Origin of the sequence: Ramlibacter sp., assembly GCF_035554825.1 — a bacterium.
GTDB lineage: Bacteria > Pseudomonadota > Gammaproteobacteria > Burkholderiales > Burkholderiaceae_C > Ramlibacter.
The window spans coordinates 1-13,655 of sequence record NZ_DATMHS010000066.1; the positions used below are offsets into that span (position 1 = coordinate 1).

Consider the following 13,655-nt stretch of genomic DNA (forward strand, 5'->3'; position numbering starts at 1 on the left):
CCCTGGAACCACTCCTTGCCGTGCCGCATCTGCGGCGGCACCCCCGTGATGAAGTGCTGCGGAATGAACCGGGCCATGGTCCACGACTGGCGCACGTGCTCGATCAGCGACTGCGATTTGTACTGCACCAGCAGGTAAATCGAATAGATCTCGGAGTTGACCAGGTTGGACAATACGAAGTCGACGATGCGGTGCTTGCCGTTGAACGGCACGGCCGGCTTGCAGCGGTCCGCGGTGAGCGGGTGCAGGCGCGAGCCTTCGCCGCCGGCCATGACGAAAGCCAGGACATTCTTATGGGCGCGCATGGTGTACTCCGGAAGAGGGGGTGGTGAGGTCGAACGGTCGGTCGGCCAGCAGCAGCATGGCCAGCGGCGGCAAGGTCAGTGCCAGGGAGGCCGGCTGGTCCCCCAGTGGCTGGTCGGTGGCGACGGCGCGGCCGAGGTTGCCCCAGCCGCTGCCACCGTAGTACGCGGCGTCGCTGTTGAGCAGCTCATACCAGTCGCCGGCATGCGGGACGCCGATGCGCAGGCAGCGATGCGGCTGCGGCGTCATGTTGACCAGGGCGATCGCCTGCGCGTCTTCCGGCCGGCCGCGGCGCAGGAAGGCGAGGACGTCGGGATCGCCGGATTCCACCGGCAGCCAGCGAAAGCCCTGGCTGTCGAAATCGTTCACGTGCAGCGCCGGCATGCGGCGCAGGGCGGCATTGAGGTCGACGATCCAGCGCGCCACGCCGGCGTGCAGCGGCCGCGCCCAGAGGTGCCAGTCGAGGGCCCGCTCGTGGTGCCATTCCTGGCCCTGCGCGAACTCGCCGCCCATGAACAGCAGCTTCTTGCCGGGGTGCGCCCACATGTACCCGTACAAGGTGCGCAGGCCGGCGAAGCGCTGCCACTCGTCGCCCGGCTGCTTGTCCAGCAGGCTGCCCTTGCCGTAGACCACCTCGTCATGCGAGAGCGGCAGGACGAAGTTCTCGTTGAAGGCGTAGACCGCCGAAAAGCGGATGTCGTCGCCGTGCCAGCGCCGGAACAGATGCGGCCGCGCCAGATAGCGCAGCGTGTCGTTCATCCAGCCCATGTTCCACTTCATGCCGAAGCCCAGGCCGCCGTGGTGCACCGGGCGCGACACGCCGGGCCACGCCGTGGACTCCTCGGCGATCATGTGGACGTCGGGGAAGTTCGCGTAGACGGCGCTGTTGAGGTCCTGCAGGAAGTGCACGGCCTCCAGGTTCTGGTTGCCGCCATGCGGGTTGGGCACCCATTCGCCCGGGCGGCGCGCGTAGTCCAGGTACAGCATCGACGCCACCGCGTCGACCCGCAGTGCATCGACGTGGTAGTGCTCCAGCCAGAACAGCGCGTTGCTGATCAGGAAGTCGCGCACCTCGTAGCGGCCGTAATTGAAGATCAGGCTCTGCCACTCGGGATGGAAGCCCTGGCGCGGGTCGGCATGCTCGTACAGCTCGGTGCCGTCGAAGCGGGCCAGCGCGTGCGGGTCGGACGGGAAGTGCGATGGCACCCAGTCCAGGATCACGCCGATGCCGTGCTGGTGCAGCGTGTCCACCAGCACCATCAGGTCCTGCGGCGTGCCGTAGCGCGCGCTGGGCGCGTAGTAGCCGGTGGTCTGGTAGCCCCAGGACCCGTAGAACGGATGCTCGGTGACGGGCATCAGCTCCACGTGGGTGAAGCCCATGTTCAGGCAGTGCGTCGCGAGGCGCACGCCCAGGTCGCGGTAGTTCAGGAACCGGCCGTCCTCCTCGCGCTGCCAGGAGCCCAGGTGCACCTCGTAGATCGACATCGGCGACTGGTGCGACTGGGCCAGGCCGCGCCGTGCCATCCACTCGCGATCGCCCCAGTGATGCCCGAGCTGCCAGATGCGCGAGGCGGTGCCGGGCGGATGCTCGGCGAAGAACGCATACGGGTCGGCCTTGTCGAACCACTGGCCGTGCACGCCCTGGATGCGGTACTTGTAGCAGTCGCCCGGCCGCGCGTTTTCCACCACGCCGCTCCAGCGGCCGGTGCCATCGGGCATCGGCTCCAGGAGCTGGCAGGTCCAGGCGTTGAAGGTACCGATGACGCCCACGGCGCGCGCATTCGGTGCCCACACCGTGAAGCGCACGCCGGCCCCCGGCACCACGTGCGCGCCCATCACCTCGAATTGCCGGTGGTGGTGGCTGGCCAGGGCCGGCGCGGAGCTGCCGGACCAGGTGCCTGGCGTGGTTTGGGTCGGGGTCATGGATTGCGTGCAGGCCGTAAGCGCGCAATTGTGTTGCGCCATGTATCAATGGCTTGCAGGAAGCGCAGACAAAGCGGCGTAGTCCTGCGCCTACATCGACGGCGACGCCGCGCCGACAGTCGCACACCGGCCGCGCCGACAGGTCCTGTAGGCCGGCATGGATGACGTCGCACGCGCGCGTTTCGGCATCTGTCGGGATGCCTGCGGCCGAGGTGCGACCTCGGCAGTTCCGGCTTCGAAAAGGAAGGAAGGGGCGCGGCGCGCGCCGCCTCAGACGCCCAGGTGCTGCTCGAGCAGGTGCGGTCGGGACCGCAGTTCGGCGGACGAGCCGGCGAACACGACCTGGCCCTTCACCAGGATCACGTTGCGGTCGGTGATCTGCGTCAGGTGCTTCCAGTTCTTGTCGACGATCACGCTCGAGATGCCACTCGCACGGATCAGCTCGCAGATGCGCCAGATCTCGCGCGCGATCAGCGGCGCGAGGCCTTCCGTCGCCTCGTCCAGGATCAGCACGTCCGGATTCGTCATCAGCGCGCGGCCGATCGTGAGCATCTGCTGCTCGCCGCCGGACAGTTGCTGGCCGCCATGGCCCAGCCGCTCCTTGAGGCGGGGAAAGGTCGCCAGCACCCGTTCGTAGGTCCAGTCGTCGGCACGGGCGCCGCGGCGCCCCGGGCGGGCCGCCATCTTCAGGTTCTCGACCACGCTCAAGTTGCCGAAAATCCCGCGGCCCTCGGGCACGTAGGCCACGCCCAGCTGCGCGATCTCGTAGGGCGGCCGGCCGGTCATGTCGCGGCCCCGCACGCGCACGCTGCCGCTGCGCGGCTGCACCAGCCCCATCAGCGTCTTCAGCAGCGTGGTCTTGCCCATGCCGTTGCGGCCCATGAGGCCGATCGTTTCGCCGCGCCGCACGTCGAAGTCGACGCCGCGCAGGATGTGGCTGGCCCCGTAGTAGGTCTGCAGGCCGCTCGCTTCGATCAGCGCCTCGCCCATTCAGTGCTCCTCGCCGAGGTAGGCCGTTTGCACGGTCGGATCGGCGCGCACCCGCGCCGGCTCGCCGCTCGCGATCACCTGGCCGTTCAGCATCACCGTCAGCCGGTCGGCCAGCGCGAACACCGCGTCCATGTCGTGCTCCACCAGCATCATCGCGTGCAGCGGCTTCAGGCGCAGCAGCAGCTCGACCATGCGTTCGGCTTCGGCCGTGCCCATGCCCGCCAGCGGTTCGTCGAGCAGCAGCACCTTGGGATCGGTCGCGAGGCTCATCGCGATCTCCAGCTGCCGCTGCTCGCCGTGGCTCATGACGCCGGCGACGGCCTCGCGCCGCTGGGTCAGGCCCGCCAGTTCCAGCGCGCGCGCGGCTCGTTCGTTCGTCTGCGCGAAGCTGGTCGCCAGCCGCAGCCAGCGGGTCGCATGCTGGCTGCGCGATTGCGCCGCCAGCCGCACGTTCTCCCACACCGTGAAGGGCAGGAAGATGTTCGTCTTCTGGTAGCTGCGCCCCAGGCCGGCGCGCGAGATGCGCTCGGGCGTCCAGCCCGTCACGTCCTGACCGGCGAGCGTCACGCTGCCGCTGGTCGGTGCGATGTCGCCCGACAGCAGGTGCGTCAGCGTCGACTTGCCGGCGCCGTTGGGGCCGATCACGGCGTGGATCGCGCCCTGGTGCAGTTCCAGCGAGACGCCGCTGACGGCCGACAGGCCGCCGAAGCGCTTGGTGACGTCCTTGGCGGCGAGCAGCGGGGCGCTCATGCCTGCTCTCCGCGCGGCTGCAGCCGCGCCCGCTCCTTGCGCCGGGTGGCGCGCTCGACCAGCCCCAGCAGCCCGCGCGGCGCGAACACCACGACCAGCACGATGAACAGCCCCATCCACAGCTGCCAATGCTTGCCGAGGTCGAAGCCGCCGATGGCCGGCAGGTCCTTGAACCAGTGCAGCAGATACTCGAACGCGAAGGCGCCGAGGATGGCGCCCGCGAAATTGCCCATGCCGCCCAGGATCACCATCATGATCGCGTGGGCGCTGGTGTGAAAACCCATCAGCTCGGGATTGACGTACCCGGTCTGGGCCGCGAGCAGATAGCCCGCCAGCCCGGCCAACGCCCCCGCGAGGGTGAACGCCGCGAGCTTGTAGCCGAAGGTGCCGTAGCCCATCGCGCGCATGCGGTGCTCGTTGACCCGGATGCCGGCCAGCACGCGCCCGAAGGGGCTCCACAGCAGCCGCCGCAGGAACAGGTAGACCGCCACCAGCAAGGCGAGCGTGAAGTAGTAGAAGGCCAGCTTGTTGTCGAGGTCGAACGGCTTGGCGTCGGGTTTGAAATTGACGTAGATGCCGTCGGAGCCGCCCAGCGCCTTGTTGTCGAAAAAGACATAGAACACCATCTGGGCGAACGCCATGGTCACCATGATGAAGTAGATGCCGCGGGTGCGCACGACGAAGAAACCGATGACCAGGGCGGCGAGCGCCGACGCCGCCACCGCTGCCGGCAGGCTCCACCACAGGCTGACCGGCTCGCCGGCCGGCGTGAGGAAGGCCAGCGCGTAGCCCGCCAGCCCGAAGAATGCGGCGTGCCCGAGCGACACCAGTCCGGTGACGCCGAGCAGCAGGTCCAGGCTCATCGCGAAGATGCCCAGGATCATCATCCGCGCCACCATCTGGGCGTAGAAGTCGGTGGCGATCAACGGAAACAGCGCGAGGGCGAGCAGGGCCAGCGCCAGCACGACCTGCAGTGCGCGAGGCAGGGACTCGAGATTGCGGTGCGCGGTCATGCGTCGCCGCCGGGCCGCCCCAAGGCGACGAGGACCCGCGTGGCGGGCAGCGGGTCAATGCCGGGGGAGGGGATGGTGATCATGTCCGAAACAGTCCTTCGGGCTTCCACAGGAGCACGGCCGCCATCAGCATGTAGACCAGCATGCCGGCCACCTGCGGCAGCAGCACCTTGCCGAAGGTGTCGACCAGGCCGACCAGCAACGCGGAGATCAGCGCGCCGCGCACCGAGCCGATGCCGCCGATCACCACCACCACGAAGCACATGATCAGCACCTGCGAGCCCATGTTGGGATACACGCTGGAGATCGGCGCCGCGATCATGCCGGCCACGGTGGCCAGCGCGACGCCGATCGCGAACACGACGGCGTGGATCCGCTTGATGTTCACGCCCAGCGCCTCGGTCATGTCGCGGTTGAACGCGCCGGCCCGGATCTTCATGCCCAGCCGGGTTTTCGAAATCAGCAGGTACAGCCCGATCGCGAGCGCGACGCACACGCCCGCCATGAACAGGCGGTACACCGGATAGGACAGGTTCTCGGTGAGCGGCATCGACGCGGACAGCAGGTCGGGAATCTTCACGCCGTGCACGTCGTCGCCCCAGAGGATGGAGCGCAGCTCCTCGAAGATGTAGATCAGCCCGAAGGTGAGGAGCACCTGGTCCAGGTGGTCGCGCTGGTAGAAATGGCGGAACAGCACCCGTTCGAGCGCCAGCCCGAACAGCACCGACAGCAGCGCGCCGCCGATCACCGCCAGCGCGAAGCTGCCGGTGCGCGCCGCCAGCGACCACGCCAGGTAGGCGCCGAGCATGTAGAAGCTGCCGTGCGCCAGGTTCACCACGCCCATGATCCCGAAGATCAGCGTGAGCCCGGCGGCGAGCATGAACAGCAGCAGTCCGTACTGGACGCTGTTGAGGAGCTGGATGGAGAAGTTCGCGAAATCCATGGTCGAGAAAAAGGGCCGGGGCCCGGCCGGTCAGCGCGGCCGCTGGCCCCAGCCCCTGTGGCGGGGCCGGACGCCGTCAGGCGCCCATCTTGCAGCCGGCGCCGGAGTCGGCCAGGGCCTTGGCAGCGACGCCGATCACTTTGTTCTCGCCCTTTTCGACGACGCGCAGGTACATGTCCTGCACCGGGTTGTGCGACTTGCTCATGGTCCACTTGCCGCGCGGGCTGTCGATCACGGCCGATTCCATCGCCTTCGAGATCGCCTGCTTGTTGCCCAGGTCGCCCTTGACGGCGGCCAGGCCCTGCACCAACAGCTGGCCGGCGTCGTAGCCCTGCACGGCGTAGACGTCGGGCTGCAGCCGGAACATCTTGGCGTACGCCAGGCGGAACTGCTTGTTGCGCGGAATGTCCAGGGAGTCGCTGTAGTGCATCGTGGTGACGATGCCTTCGGCGGCCGGGCCTGCCGCCTCGATCACACCTTCGGTCAGGAAGCCGGAACCGTACAGCGGAATCTTGCCCTTGAGGCCGGCGGCGGCGTAGTCGCGGATGAACTTGGGCGCGGCGGCGCCAGCGAAGAAGCAGGCCACGGCATCGGGCTTGATCGACGCAATCTCGGTCAGCAGCGCCTGGAATTCGACCTGCGGGAAGGGCAGGCCGAGCTCCTTGACCACCGTGCCGCCGGCCTTGGTGAAGCTCTCGCGGAAGCCTTCGAACGCCTCGTCGCCGGCCGCGTACTTGTGCGTGATCCACACGGCCTTCTTCACGCCGCGATCGAACATCGGCTTGCCGAGCGCCAGCGTCGGCTGCGAGTTGGTGAACGACGTCCGGAACACATTGGGCGCGCACAGGGCCCGGGTGGCGGCATGGACGCCGGCGTTGGGGATGATGCTGAGCACGCCGCTCTCGCGCGCCACCTTCTGGATGCCCATCTGCACGCCCGAGTGCACGGTGCCGATGATCACGTCGACCTTGTCGCGCTGCACGAGGCGGTTGGCGTTCTCGACGCCCTTGGCCGGCTCGGACTCGTCGTCGACCTTGAACCACTCGATCTCGCGGCCGCCGAGCTTGCCGCCCTTTTCGTCGATCGCCATGCGCACGCCGTTCTCGATGGCGACGCCCAGCTGCGCATAGGTGCCGGTGTACGGCAGCATGAAGCCGACGCGGACCTTGCCGGACTGGGCGCGGGCGATCTGGGGCAGCAACAGCCCGGTGCTGGCGGCGCCCACGACGGCAGCGCTGCGCGTGAGGACGAGGCGGCGGGTGGTCATGCTGGTGTCTCCTGTGTGTTTGTGATCCGCGCGATTGTGACGTTCAGCGCAGCGGCGGACCACCATGCTTACCCGGATTGGGAAGCAGTCCATCGCGCTCGCGACAGGCGCGGCGCCAGCAGCTGCCGTGCGCGGCGGGGCCGTGTCAGCGGTGCCCGGCCGCCGGCGCGGCGGAACGCAGCTTGAAGCGCTGGATCTTGCCGGTGGCGGTCTTGGGCAGCTCGGGCACGAACTGGATCCAGCGCGGGTACTTGTAGGGCGCCAGTTGGCTCTTGACGTGCATCTGCAGGTCTTCCGCGCTCGCCGACTGGCCGGGCTTGAGCACCACGTAGGCCTTGGGCTTGACCAGTTCGTCGGTGTCGGCGGCGCCGACCACGGCGGCTTCGAGCACCGCCGCATGCGTCATGAGGCAGGCCTCCACCTCGAACGGCGACACGTAGATGCCGCCCACCTTCAGCATGTCGTCGCTGCGCCCGCCGTAGGTGTAGTAGCCGTCGGCGTCCCGCGTGTACTTGTCGCCGCTGCGCGTCCACTCGCCGGCGAAGGTGGACTTGGTCTTGGCGCGGTTGTTCCAGTACATGAGCGCGGCGCTCGGGCCGCTGATCTGCAGCTCGCCGATCTCGCCGGGACCGCACTCGCGGCCGTCGTCGCCGACGATGCGCAGCTCGTAGCCGGGCACCGCCTTGCCGGTGGTGCCGTAGCGCACCTCGCCCGGCCGGTTGGACAGGAAGATGTGCAGCATCTCGGTGGAGCCGATGCCGTCCAGGATTTCGCAGCCGTATTGCGCGGTCCAGCGGCGGCCGATCTCCGCCGGGAGCGCCTCGCCGGCGCTGGTGCACACGCGCAGGTTCAGCTCGTCGCGCGCGGGTCGCGCCGGATCGGCGACCAGCGCCGCGAACAGCGTCGGCACGCCGTAGAAGATCGTCGGCCGGTACTTCTTCAGGACGCCGAACACGTCGGCGGGCGTCGGGCGCGCCGGCAGCAGGAGCGCGGTGGCGCCCACGCTCATGGGGAAGGTCAGGCCGTTGCCCAGGCCGTAGGCGAAGAACAGCTTGGCGGCCGAATAGACGACGTCGCTCTCGCGGATGCCGAGGATCGCGCGCCCGTACAGTTCGGCGGTCTGGACCAGGTGGCTGTGCAGGTGGACGGTGCCCTTGGGGGTGCCGGTGGAGCCGCTGGAGTACAGCCAGAAGCAGGCCTCGTCGGAGCAGGTCGAGGCCACGCTCTGGCCGCTGGCGCCGGCGGCGATCCAGCCGGCCACCGAGTTGTCGCCGGTTTCGCCAGCGATCACCAGGGTCTTGAGCGTCGCCACGGCGCCCACCAGCGGCTCGATCGTCGGCAGCAGCGGCTTGGATACGAACAGGGCCTGGGCGCGCGAGTCGCGCAGCATGAAGTCGAAGTCCCGGGTCGTGAGCAGCGTGTTGGCGGCGATCGGCACCACCCCGGCCAGGATGCAGCCGAGGAACACGACCGGCCACTCGAGCGTGTCGTGCATCGCGATCATCACCCGCGTCTCCGGCGCGAAGCCGCGCGCGCGCAGCGCGTTCGCGAAGCGGTGGGCCTGCTCGCTGAGCTGGCCGTAGGTCAGCGTCGCGCCGCTGGCGGCGTCGATGAAGGCCACCTTGCCCGAGCGTGCGGCGTTGCGCGCCAGCAGGTCGTAGGCGGCGTTGTAGTCCCGGGGGATCTCCACCAGCGGCGGGCTGGCGGCGTGGTCGGCGCGGCTCAGATGCATCGTTGTCTCCTGCTGTTCCTGGAATCCTGGCGCGCCTGGCTACCCCGCGCCGCTGGCAGGGCCGGCGGATGGCCGCTGGCCGGCGTCAGGCGGCGTCGGAGACAGGGGCCAGGGCTTGCGCCAGCCAGTCGCGGCACCAGGCGGTGCCCAGCTCTTCGGGCATCGTACCGGCGCTGGCGTCGTGGCACCAGATTTCGCCGATGCGCTGGGCACCCAGGCCCTGCAGCCGCTCGTCGAACTTCTTGCCGCCGAACGCGAACGTGTTGAGATAGGTGCGGTCGCCCAGCGCAATGACGCCGTAGCGCACGTGACCCAGGAATCTGGGCTGGCTGTCAAGCGACTCGTACAACTGCCGGGCGTTGTCGGGCACGTCACCTGAACCGTAGGTGGAGGTACAGATGAGGTATAGCGCATCTTCGTCGAACACTCCGATGTCCAGCCCGTCCATCAACTTGATCTCGATCTCGTCCACCAGGTCGGCGCAATCCATCTGGATCGCCTGGGCGACGTAGTCGGCCGTGCTGGTCATCGTGCCGACAAGGATGATCAATTTCATCAGGTTCTCCGTGTGCAATAAAGTGCTTGACGCGTCACTTGCAGGAAGTATACTGCCATTTTGATCTAGCGCAAACTTTCCTCAGATAACTCAAGCAATGGCCGCCGTCCTCGAACCCGAATCCCGCGCCACCATGGCCGAGCTGGGCGCCCGGGTCCGTGCCTGGCGCGCCCGGCGCGGCATGACGCGCAAGCAGCTGGCGGCCGATTCCGGCCTGTCCGAGCGCTTCCTGGCCGACGTTGAAGGCGGCAAGGGCAACGTGTCGATCAACTCGCTGGAGGCGGCGGCGCGCGCCCTCAACCTCACGGTGCTGGAACTGCTGCAGGACGCGCCGCGTCCGGCCCTGGCCCGGCTGCACGACCTGCTGGCGCGCCTGGACGACGCCCAGCTGGAACAGGCGTACGGGCTGCTGTCCACCAGCTTCGGCCTGGGCGACCCCCACGGCCGCGAGCGCCGCATCGCGTTGATCGGCCTGCGCGGCGCGGGCAAGTCCACGCTGGGGGCGCAGCTGGCGGCCGAGCGCGGCGTGCCCTTCGTCGAACTGGACCGCCAGATCGAGCGCGAGGCCGGCACCAGCATGAACGAGATCCTGCTGCTGCACGGCCAGGCCGGTTACCGCCGCTACGAGCGGCGCGCGCTGCTGCACATCGCCGAGCAGCACGCCGACGGCGTGGTGATGACCACCGGCGGCAGCATCGTGAGCGAGCGCGAGACCTTCGACCTGCTGCAAAGCCATTTCTACTGCGTGTGGCTCAAGGCCAGCCCCGAAGAGCACATGAGCCGCGTCGTCGCGCAGGGCGACATGCGGCCGTTCCACGGCGATGCGGACGTGGGGCAGGGCGCCATGGGCGAAGCCATGGAAGACATCCGACGCATCCTCGCCAGCCGCGAGTCCCTCTATGCCCGGGCCGACGCCGTGGTGGATACCGCGGCGCGTTCGGTCCGGCAATCCCTCAACGACCTCGCGCGCGCCGTCCCCGCCGCCACCAAGGAGCCGACCCAATGAACGCCATCACCGAGCCGCTGCTGTTCAAGCAGGGCGACCGCGAGCTCGTGCGCTTCGCCACCGATCCGTCGAAGTACCGGCACTGGACGCTCGCCGTCGACGGCGACGTGGCGCGCCTGAAGCTCGACATCGACGAGGACGGCGGCATCAAGCCGGGCTACAAGCTCAAGTTGAACAGCTACGACCTGGGCGTCGACATCGAACTGCACGATGCGCTCAACCGGATCCGGTTCGAGCATCCGGCCGTCAAGGTGGTGGTCTTCGAGAGCGCCAGGGAAAAGATCTGGTGCTCGGGCGCCAACATCTACATGCTGGGGCTGTCCACCCACGCCTGGAAGGTGAACTTCTGCAAGTTCACCAACGAGACCCGCAACGGCCTGGAGGACTCTTCGCTGCACGAGGGCCTGAAGTCGGTGGCGGCCGTCACCGGCGCCTGCGCCGGCGGCGGCTACGAACTCGCCCTGGCCTGCGACCGGATCGTGATGGTGGACGACCGGTCGTCGACCGTGAGCCTGCCGGAAGTGCCGCTGCTGGGCGTGCTGCCCGGCACCGGCGGCCTGACCCGCGTCACCGACAAGCGCAAGGTGCGGCGCGACCTCGCCGACATCTTCTGCACCACCAGCGAAGGCGTGCGGGCCGACCGGGCGAAGGACTGGAAGCTGATCGACGGCCACGCCAAGCCGCAGCAGTTCGGCGAGCTGGTGGACGGCGAGATCGAGGCGCTGCGCCGCCAGTCCACGCGCGGCGGTCCCGGGCGAGGCATCGAACTGCGGCCCCTGGAAGCCCGCGTCGACGATGACGGCTACCGCTACGGCACGGTGGCGGCGCAGATCGACCGCGCCCGGCGCGTCGCGACCATCACCGTGAACGCGCCGGCCGGCGCGATCGAGGCGAACCCGGAGGCGATCGAGGCCGCCGGCGCCGACTGGTGGCCGCTGCAATTCGCCCGCGAGCTGGACGACCTGATCCTGAACCTGCGCACCAACGAACTGGAGATCGGCACCTGGGTGATCAAGACCCGCGGCGACGCGCAGCGCGTGCTGCAGGCCGATGCCGTGCTGGAGCAGTTGAAGGACCACTGGCTGGTGCGCGAGACCACGGGCGCGCTGCGCCGCACGCTGGCGCGGCTGGACGTCACCAGCCGCTCGCTGATCGCGCTGGTGGACCAGGGCTCATGCTTTGCCGGCACGCTGTACGAGCTGGCGCTGGCCTGCGACCGCATCTACATGCTGGACCTGCCGGATTCGCCGGACGTGGCGCCGGCGCTGACGCTGTCGGCGGCGAACTTCGGTCGCTACCCGGCAGTCAACGACCTGACCCGGCTGCAGACCCGCTTCCACGAGGACGCGGCGGCCATCGAGCAGCTGCGCGCCGTGCAAGGCAGCCAGCTGCGCGCCGACCAGGCGCTGGCGCTCGGGCTGGTGACGCTCGCGCCCGACGACATCGACTGGGACGACGAGATCCGCCTCATGCTGGAGGAGCGCGCCTCGTTGTCGCCGGACGCGCTGACCGGCATGGAGGCGTCGCTGCGCTTCCCCGGCCGGGAGACCATGGCCACCCGCGTCTTCGGCCGCCTGTCGGCCTGGCAGAACTGGATCTTCATCCGGCCCAACGCGGTCGGCGAGGACGGTGCCCTCAAGCTGTTCGGCACCGGCAAGAAAGCGAAGTTCGACTGGAAGCGGATCTGAGCGGCCCCACCACAACGGCAACCACCACCAGACTGTCACACACCATGAGCACCATCGACCTGCAGGCCCTGATTCCGAACAACGTCAACCTCGGCGACAACCGCCAGCTGCAGCGCGCGCTGGAGCATTGGCAGCCGGCCTTCCTGAGGTGGTGGGACGAGATGGGGCCCAGCGACTTCAATGCCCGCGAGGTCTACCTGCGCACCGCCGTCGGCGTCGACGCCCAGGGCTGGGCCAGCTATGGCTACACCGCGATGCCCGACTACCGTTGGGGCATCTTCCTGGCCGACAAGGAGGAGGGCCGCAAGATCGGCTTCGGCGACTTCATGGGGCAGGACGTCTGGCAGGACGTGCCCGGCGAATTCCGCTCCACCTTCCGTCGCCTGATCGTGACGCAGGGCGACACCGAGCCGGCCTCGGTGGAGCAGCAGCGGCTGCTGGGTCACACCGCGCCCTCGCTGTACGACCTGCGCAACCTGTTCCAGGTGAACGTGGAGGAGGGCCGCCACCTGTGGGCGATGGTCTACCTGCTGCACGCGTACTTCGGCCGCGACGGCCGCGAGGAGGCCGAGGAACTGCTGGAGCGCCACAGCGGCGACCCCGACAAGCCGCGCATCCTGGGCACCTTCAACGAGCCGATGGACAACTGGCTGTCGTTCTACATGTTCACGTACTTCACCGACCGCGACGGCAAGTTCCAGCTCAAGTCGCTGGCCGAGTCGGCGTTCGATCCGCTGGCACGCACCACGCGCTTCATGCTGACGGAGGAAGCGCACCACATGTTCGTCGGCGAGACCGGCGTCGGGCGCGTGATCAAGCGCACGCTGGAAGTGATGAAGGAACTGGACACCGACGACGTGGCGGCGCTGCGCCGCGCGGGGGTGGTCGACCTGCCGACGATCCAGAAATTCCTCAACTTCTGGTTCACCAGCTCGCTCGACCTGTTCGGATCGGAAGCGTCCTCCAACGCCGCCAACTACTTCAGCAACGGCATCAAGGGCCGCCCCGACGAGGCGAAGTTCGCCGACCACGTCGAGGCCGACACCGAGATGACGATCCAGGTGCCCGACGGCAAGGGCGGCCTGAAGAACGAGACCATCTCGACGCGCAACGGCATGAACGAGATCACGCGCCTGGAATACGTGAAGGACTGCAATGTGGGCGTCACGCGCTGGAACATGGCGATCCGGAAGGCCGGCGTGCCGTTCGAGCTGAAGTTGCCGTCCACCCGTTTTCGCCGCCAGGTCGGTGCGTGGTCCTGCGTTCCGACGACGCCGGAGGGCCAGCCGATCAGCCAGGGCGAGTTCGACGCGCGCCGCGACGAGTGGCTGCCGAGCCCGGCCGACCTCGCCTACGTCAAGAGCCTGATGCAGCGGGTGGTGGAACCCGGCAAGATGGCCGCGTGGATCGCGCCGCCCGATCGCGGCATCAACGCCAATCCGGTGGAATACGAGTACGTGAAGCTGTGAACGGGGCGGACCGCT

The 13,655-nt window shown here is 68.6% G+C and carries 12 protein-coding genes; 3 read left to right on the top strand and 9 right to left on the bottom strand.

Features of this window, described 5'->3' with window-relative positions:
• The 9 genes from VNT59_RS07610 to VNT59_RS07650 form a co-directional block, all read right to left on the bottom strand.
• A partial coding sequence (locus tag VNT59_RS07610) for a sugar phosphate nucleotidyltransferase (protein WP_325497724.1) occupies positions 1–305 on the bottom strand: 305 nt, incomplete at its 3' end.
• Positions 292–2,226, bottom strand: coding sequence for a 1,4-alpha-glucan branching protein GlgB (glgB, locus tag VNT59_RS07615; protein WP_325497725.1), 1,935 nt, complete (start codon positions 2,224–2,226; stop codon positions 292–294). The genes VNT59_RS07610 and glgB, both read right to left, overlap by 14 nt.
• 270 nt (positions 2,227–2,496) lie before the next feature.
• The gene (locus tag VNT59_RS07620) at positions 2,497–3,216 is read right to left on the bottom strand and encodes an ABC transporter ATP-binding protein (protein WP_325497726.1); all 720 of its coding nucleotides are present in this window, start codon (positions 3,214–3,216) and stop codon (positions 2,497–2,499) included.
• Complete coding sequence (locus VNT59_RS07625; RefSeq protein ID WP_325497727.1) at positions 3,217–3,966, bottom strand: ABC transporter ATP-binding protein; 750 nt, start codon at positions 3,964–3,966, stop codon at positions 3,217–3,219.
• Complete coding sequence (locus VNT59_RS07630) at positions 3,963–4,979, bottom strand: branched-chain amino acid ABC transporter permease (protein WP_325497728.1); 1,017 nt, start codon at positions 4,977–4,979, stop codon at positions 3,963–3,965. Before VNT59_RS07630 ends, VNT59_RS07625 begins: the two co-directional genes overlap by 4 nt.
• A 79-nt stretch (positions 4,980–5,058) precedes the next feature.
• Positions 5,059–5,922 carry a branched-chain amino acid ABC transporter permease gene (locus tag VNT59_RS07635; RefSeq protein ID WP_325497729.1) on the bottom strand — a complete coding sequence of 288 codons (864 nt, stop codon included), beginning with the start codon at positions 5,920–5,922 and terminating at the stop codon, positions 5,059–5,061.
• 76 nt (positions 5,923–5,998) lie between these two features.
• On the bottom strand, positions 5,999–7,189 hold the full coding sequence (locus tag VNT59_RS07640) for an ABC transporter substrate-binding protein (RefSeq protein ID WP_325497730.1): 1,191 nt from the start codon (positions 7,187–7,189) through the stop codon (positions 5,999–6,001).
• A gap of 145 nt (positions 7,190–7,334) precedes the next feature.
• Positions 7,335–8,921, bottom strand: coding sequence for a benzoate-CoA ligase family protein (locus tag VNT59_RS07645; protein ID WP_325497731.1), 1,587 nt, complete (start codon positions 8,919–8,921; stop codon positions 7,335–7,337).
• A gap of 85 nt (positions 8,922–9,006) precedes the next feature.
• Positions 9,007–9,477: a flavodoxin domain-containing protein gene (locus VNT59_RS07650; RefSeq protein ID WP_325497732.1), complete on the bottom strand. Its 471-nt coding sequence runs from the start codon at positions 9,475–9,477 to the stop codon at positions 9,007–9,009.
• Positions 9,478–9,574: 97 nt separating this feature from the next.
• Here VNT59_RS07650 and VNT59_RS07655 point away from each other — a divergent pair, with 97 nt between their 5' ends.
• Genes VNT59_RS07655 through boxB form a run of 3 tightly spaced genes read left to right on the top strand, consistent with a single transcriptional unit; the run spans position 9,575 to position 13,640 of the window.
• On the top strand, positions 9,575–10,483 hold the full coding sequence (locus VNT59_RS07655; protein ID WP_325497733.1) for a helix-turn-helix transcriptional regulator: 909 nt from the start codon (positions 9,575–9,577) through the stop codon (positions 10,481–10,483).
• Entirely contained in the window at positions 10,480–12,171 is a 1,692-nt protein-coding gene (gene boxC, locus VNT59_RS07660; protein ID WP_325497734.1) for a 2,3-epoxybenzoyl-CoA dihydrolase, read from the top strand. Before VNT59_RS07655 ends, boxC begins: the two co-directional genes overlap by 4 nt.
• A gap of 44 nt (positions 12,172–12,215) precedes the next feature.
• Positions 12,216–13,640, top strand: coding sequence for a benzoyl-CoA 2,3-epoxidase subunit BoxB (gene boxB, locus VNT59_RS07665; protein ID WP_325497735.1), 1,425 nt, complete (start codon positions 12,216–12,218; stop codon positions 13,638–13,640).
• Positions 13,641–13,655 lie beyond the last annotated feature (15 nt).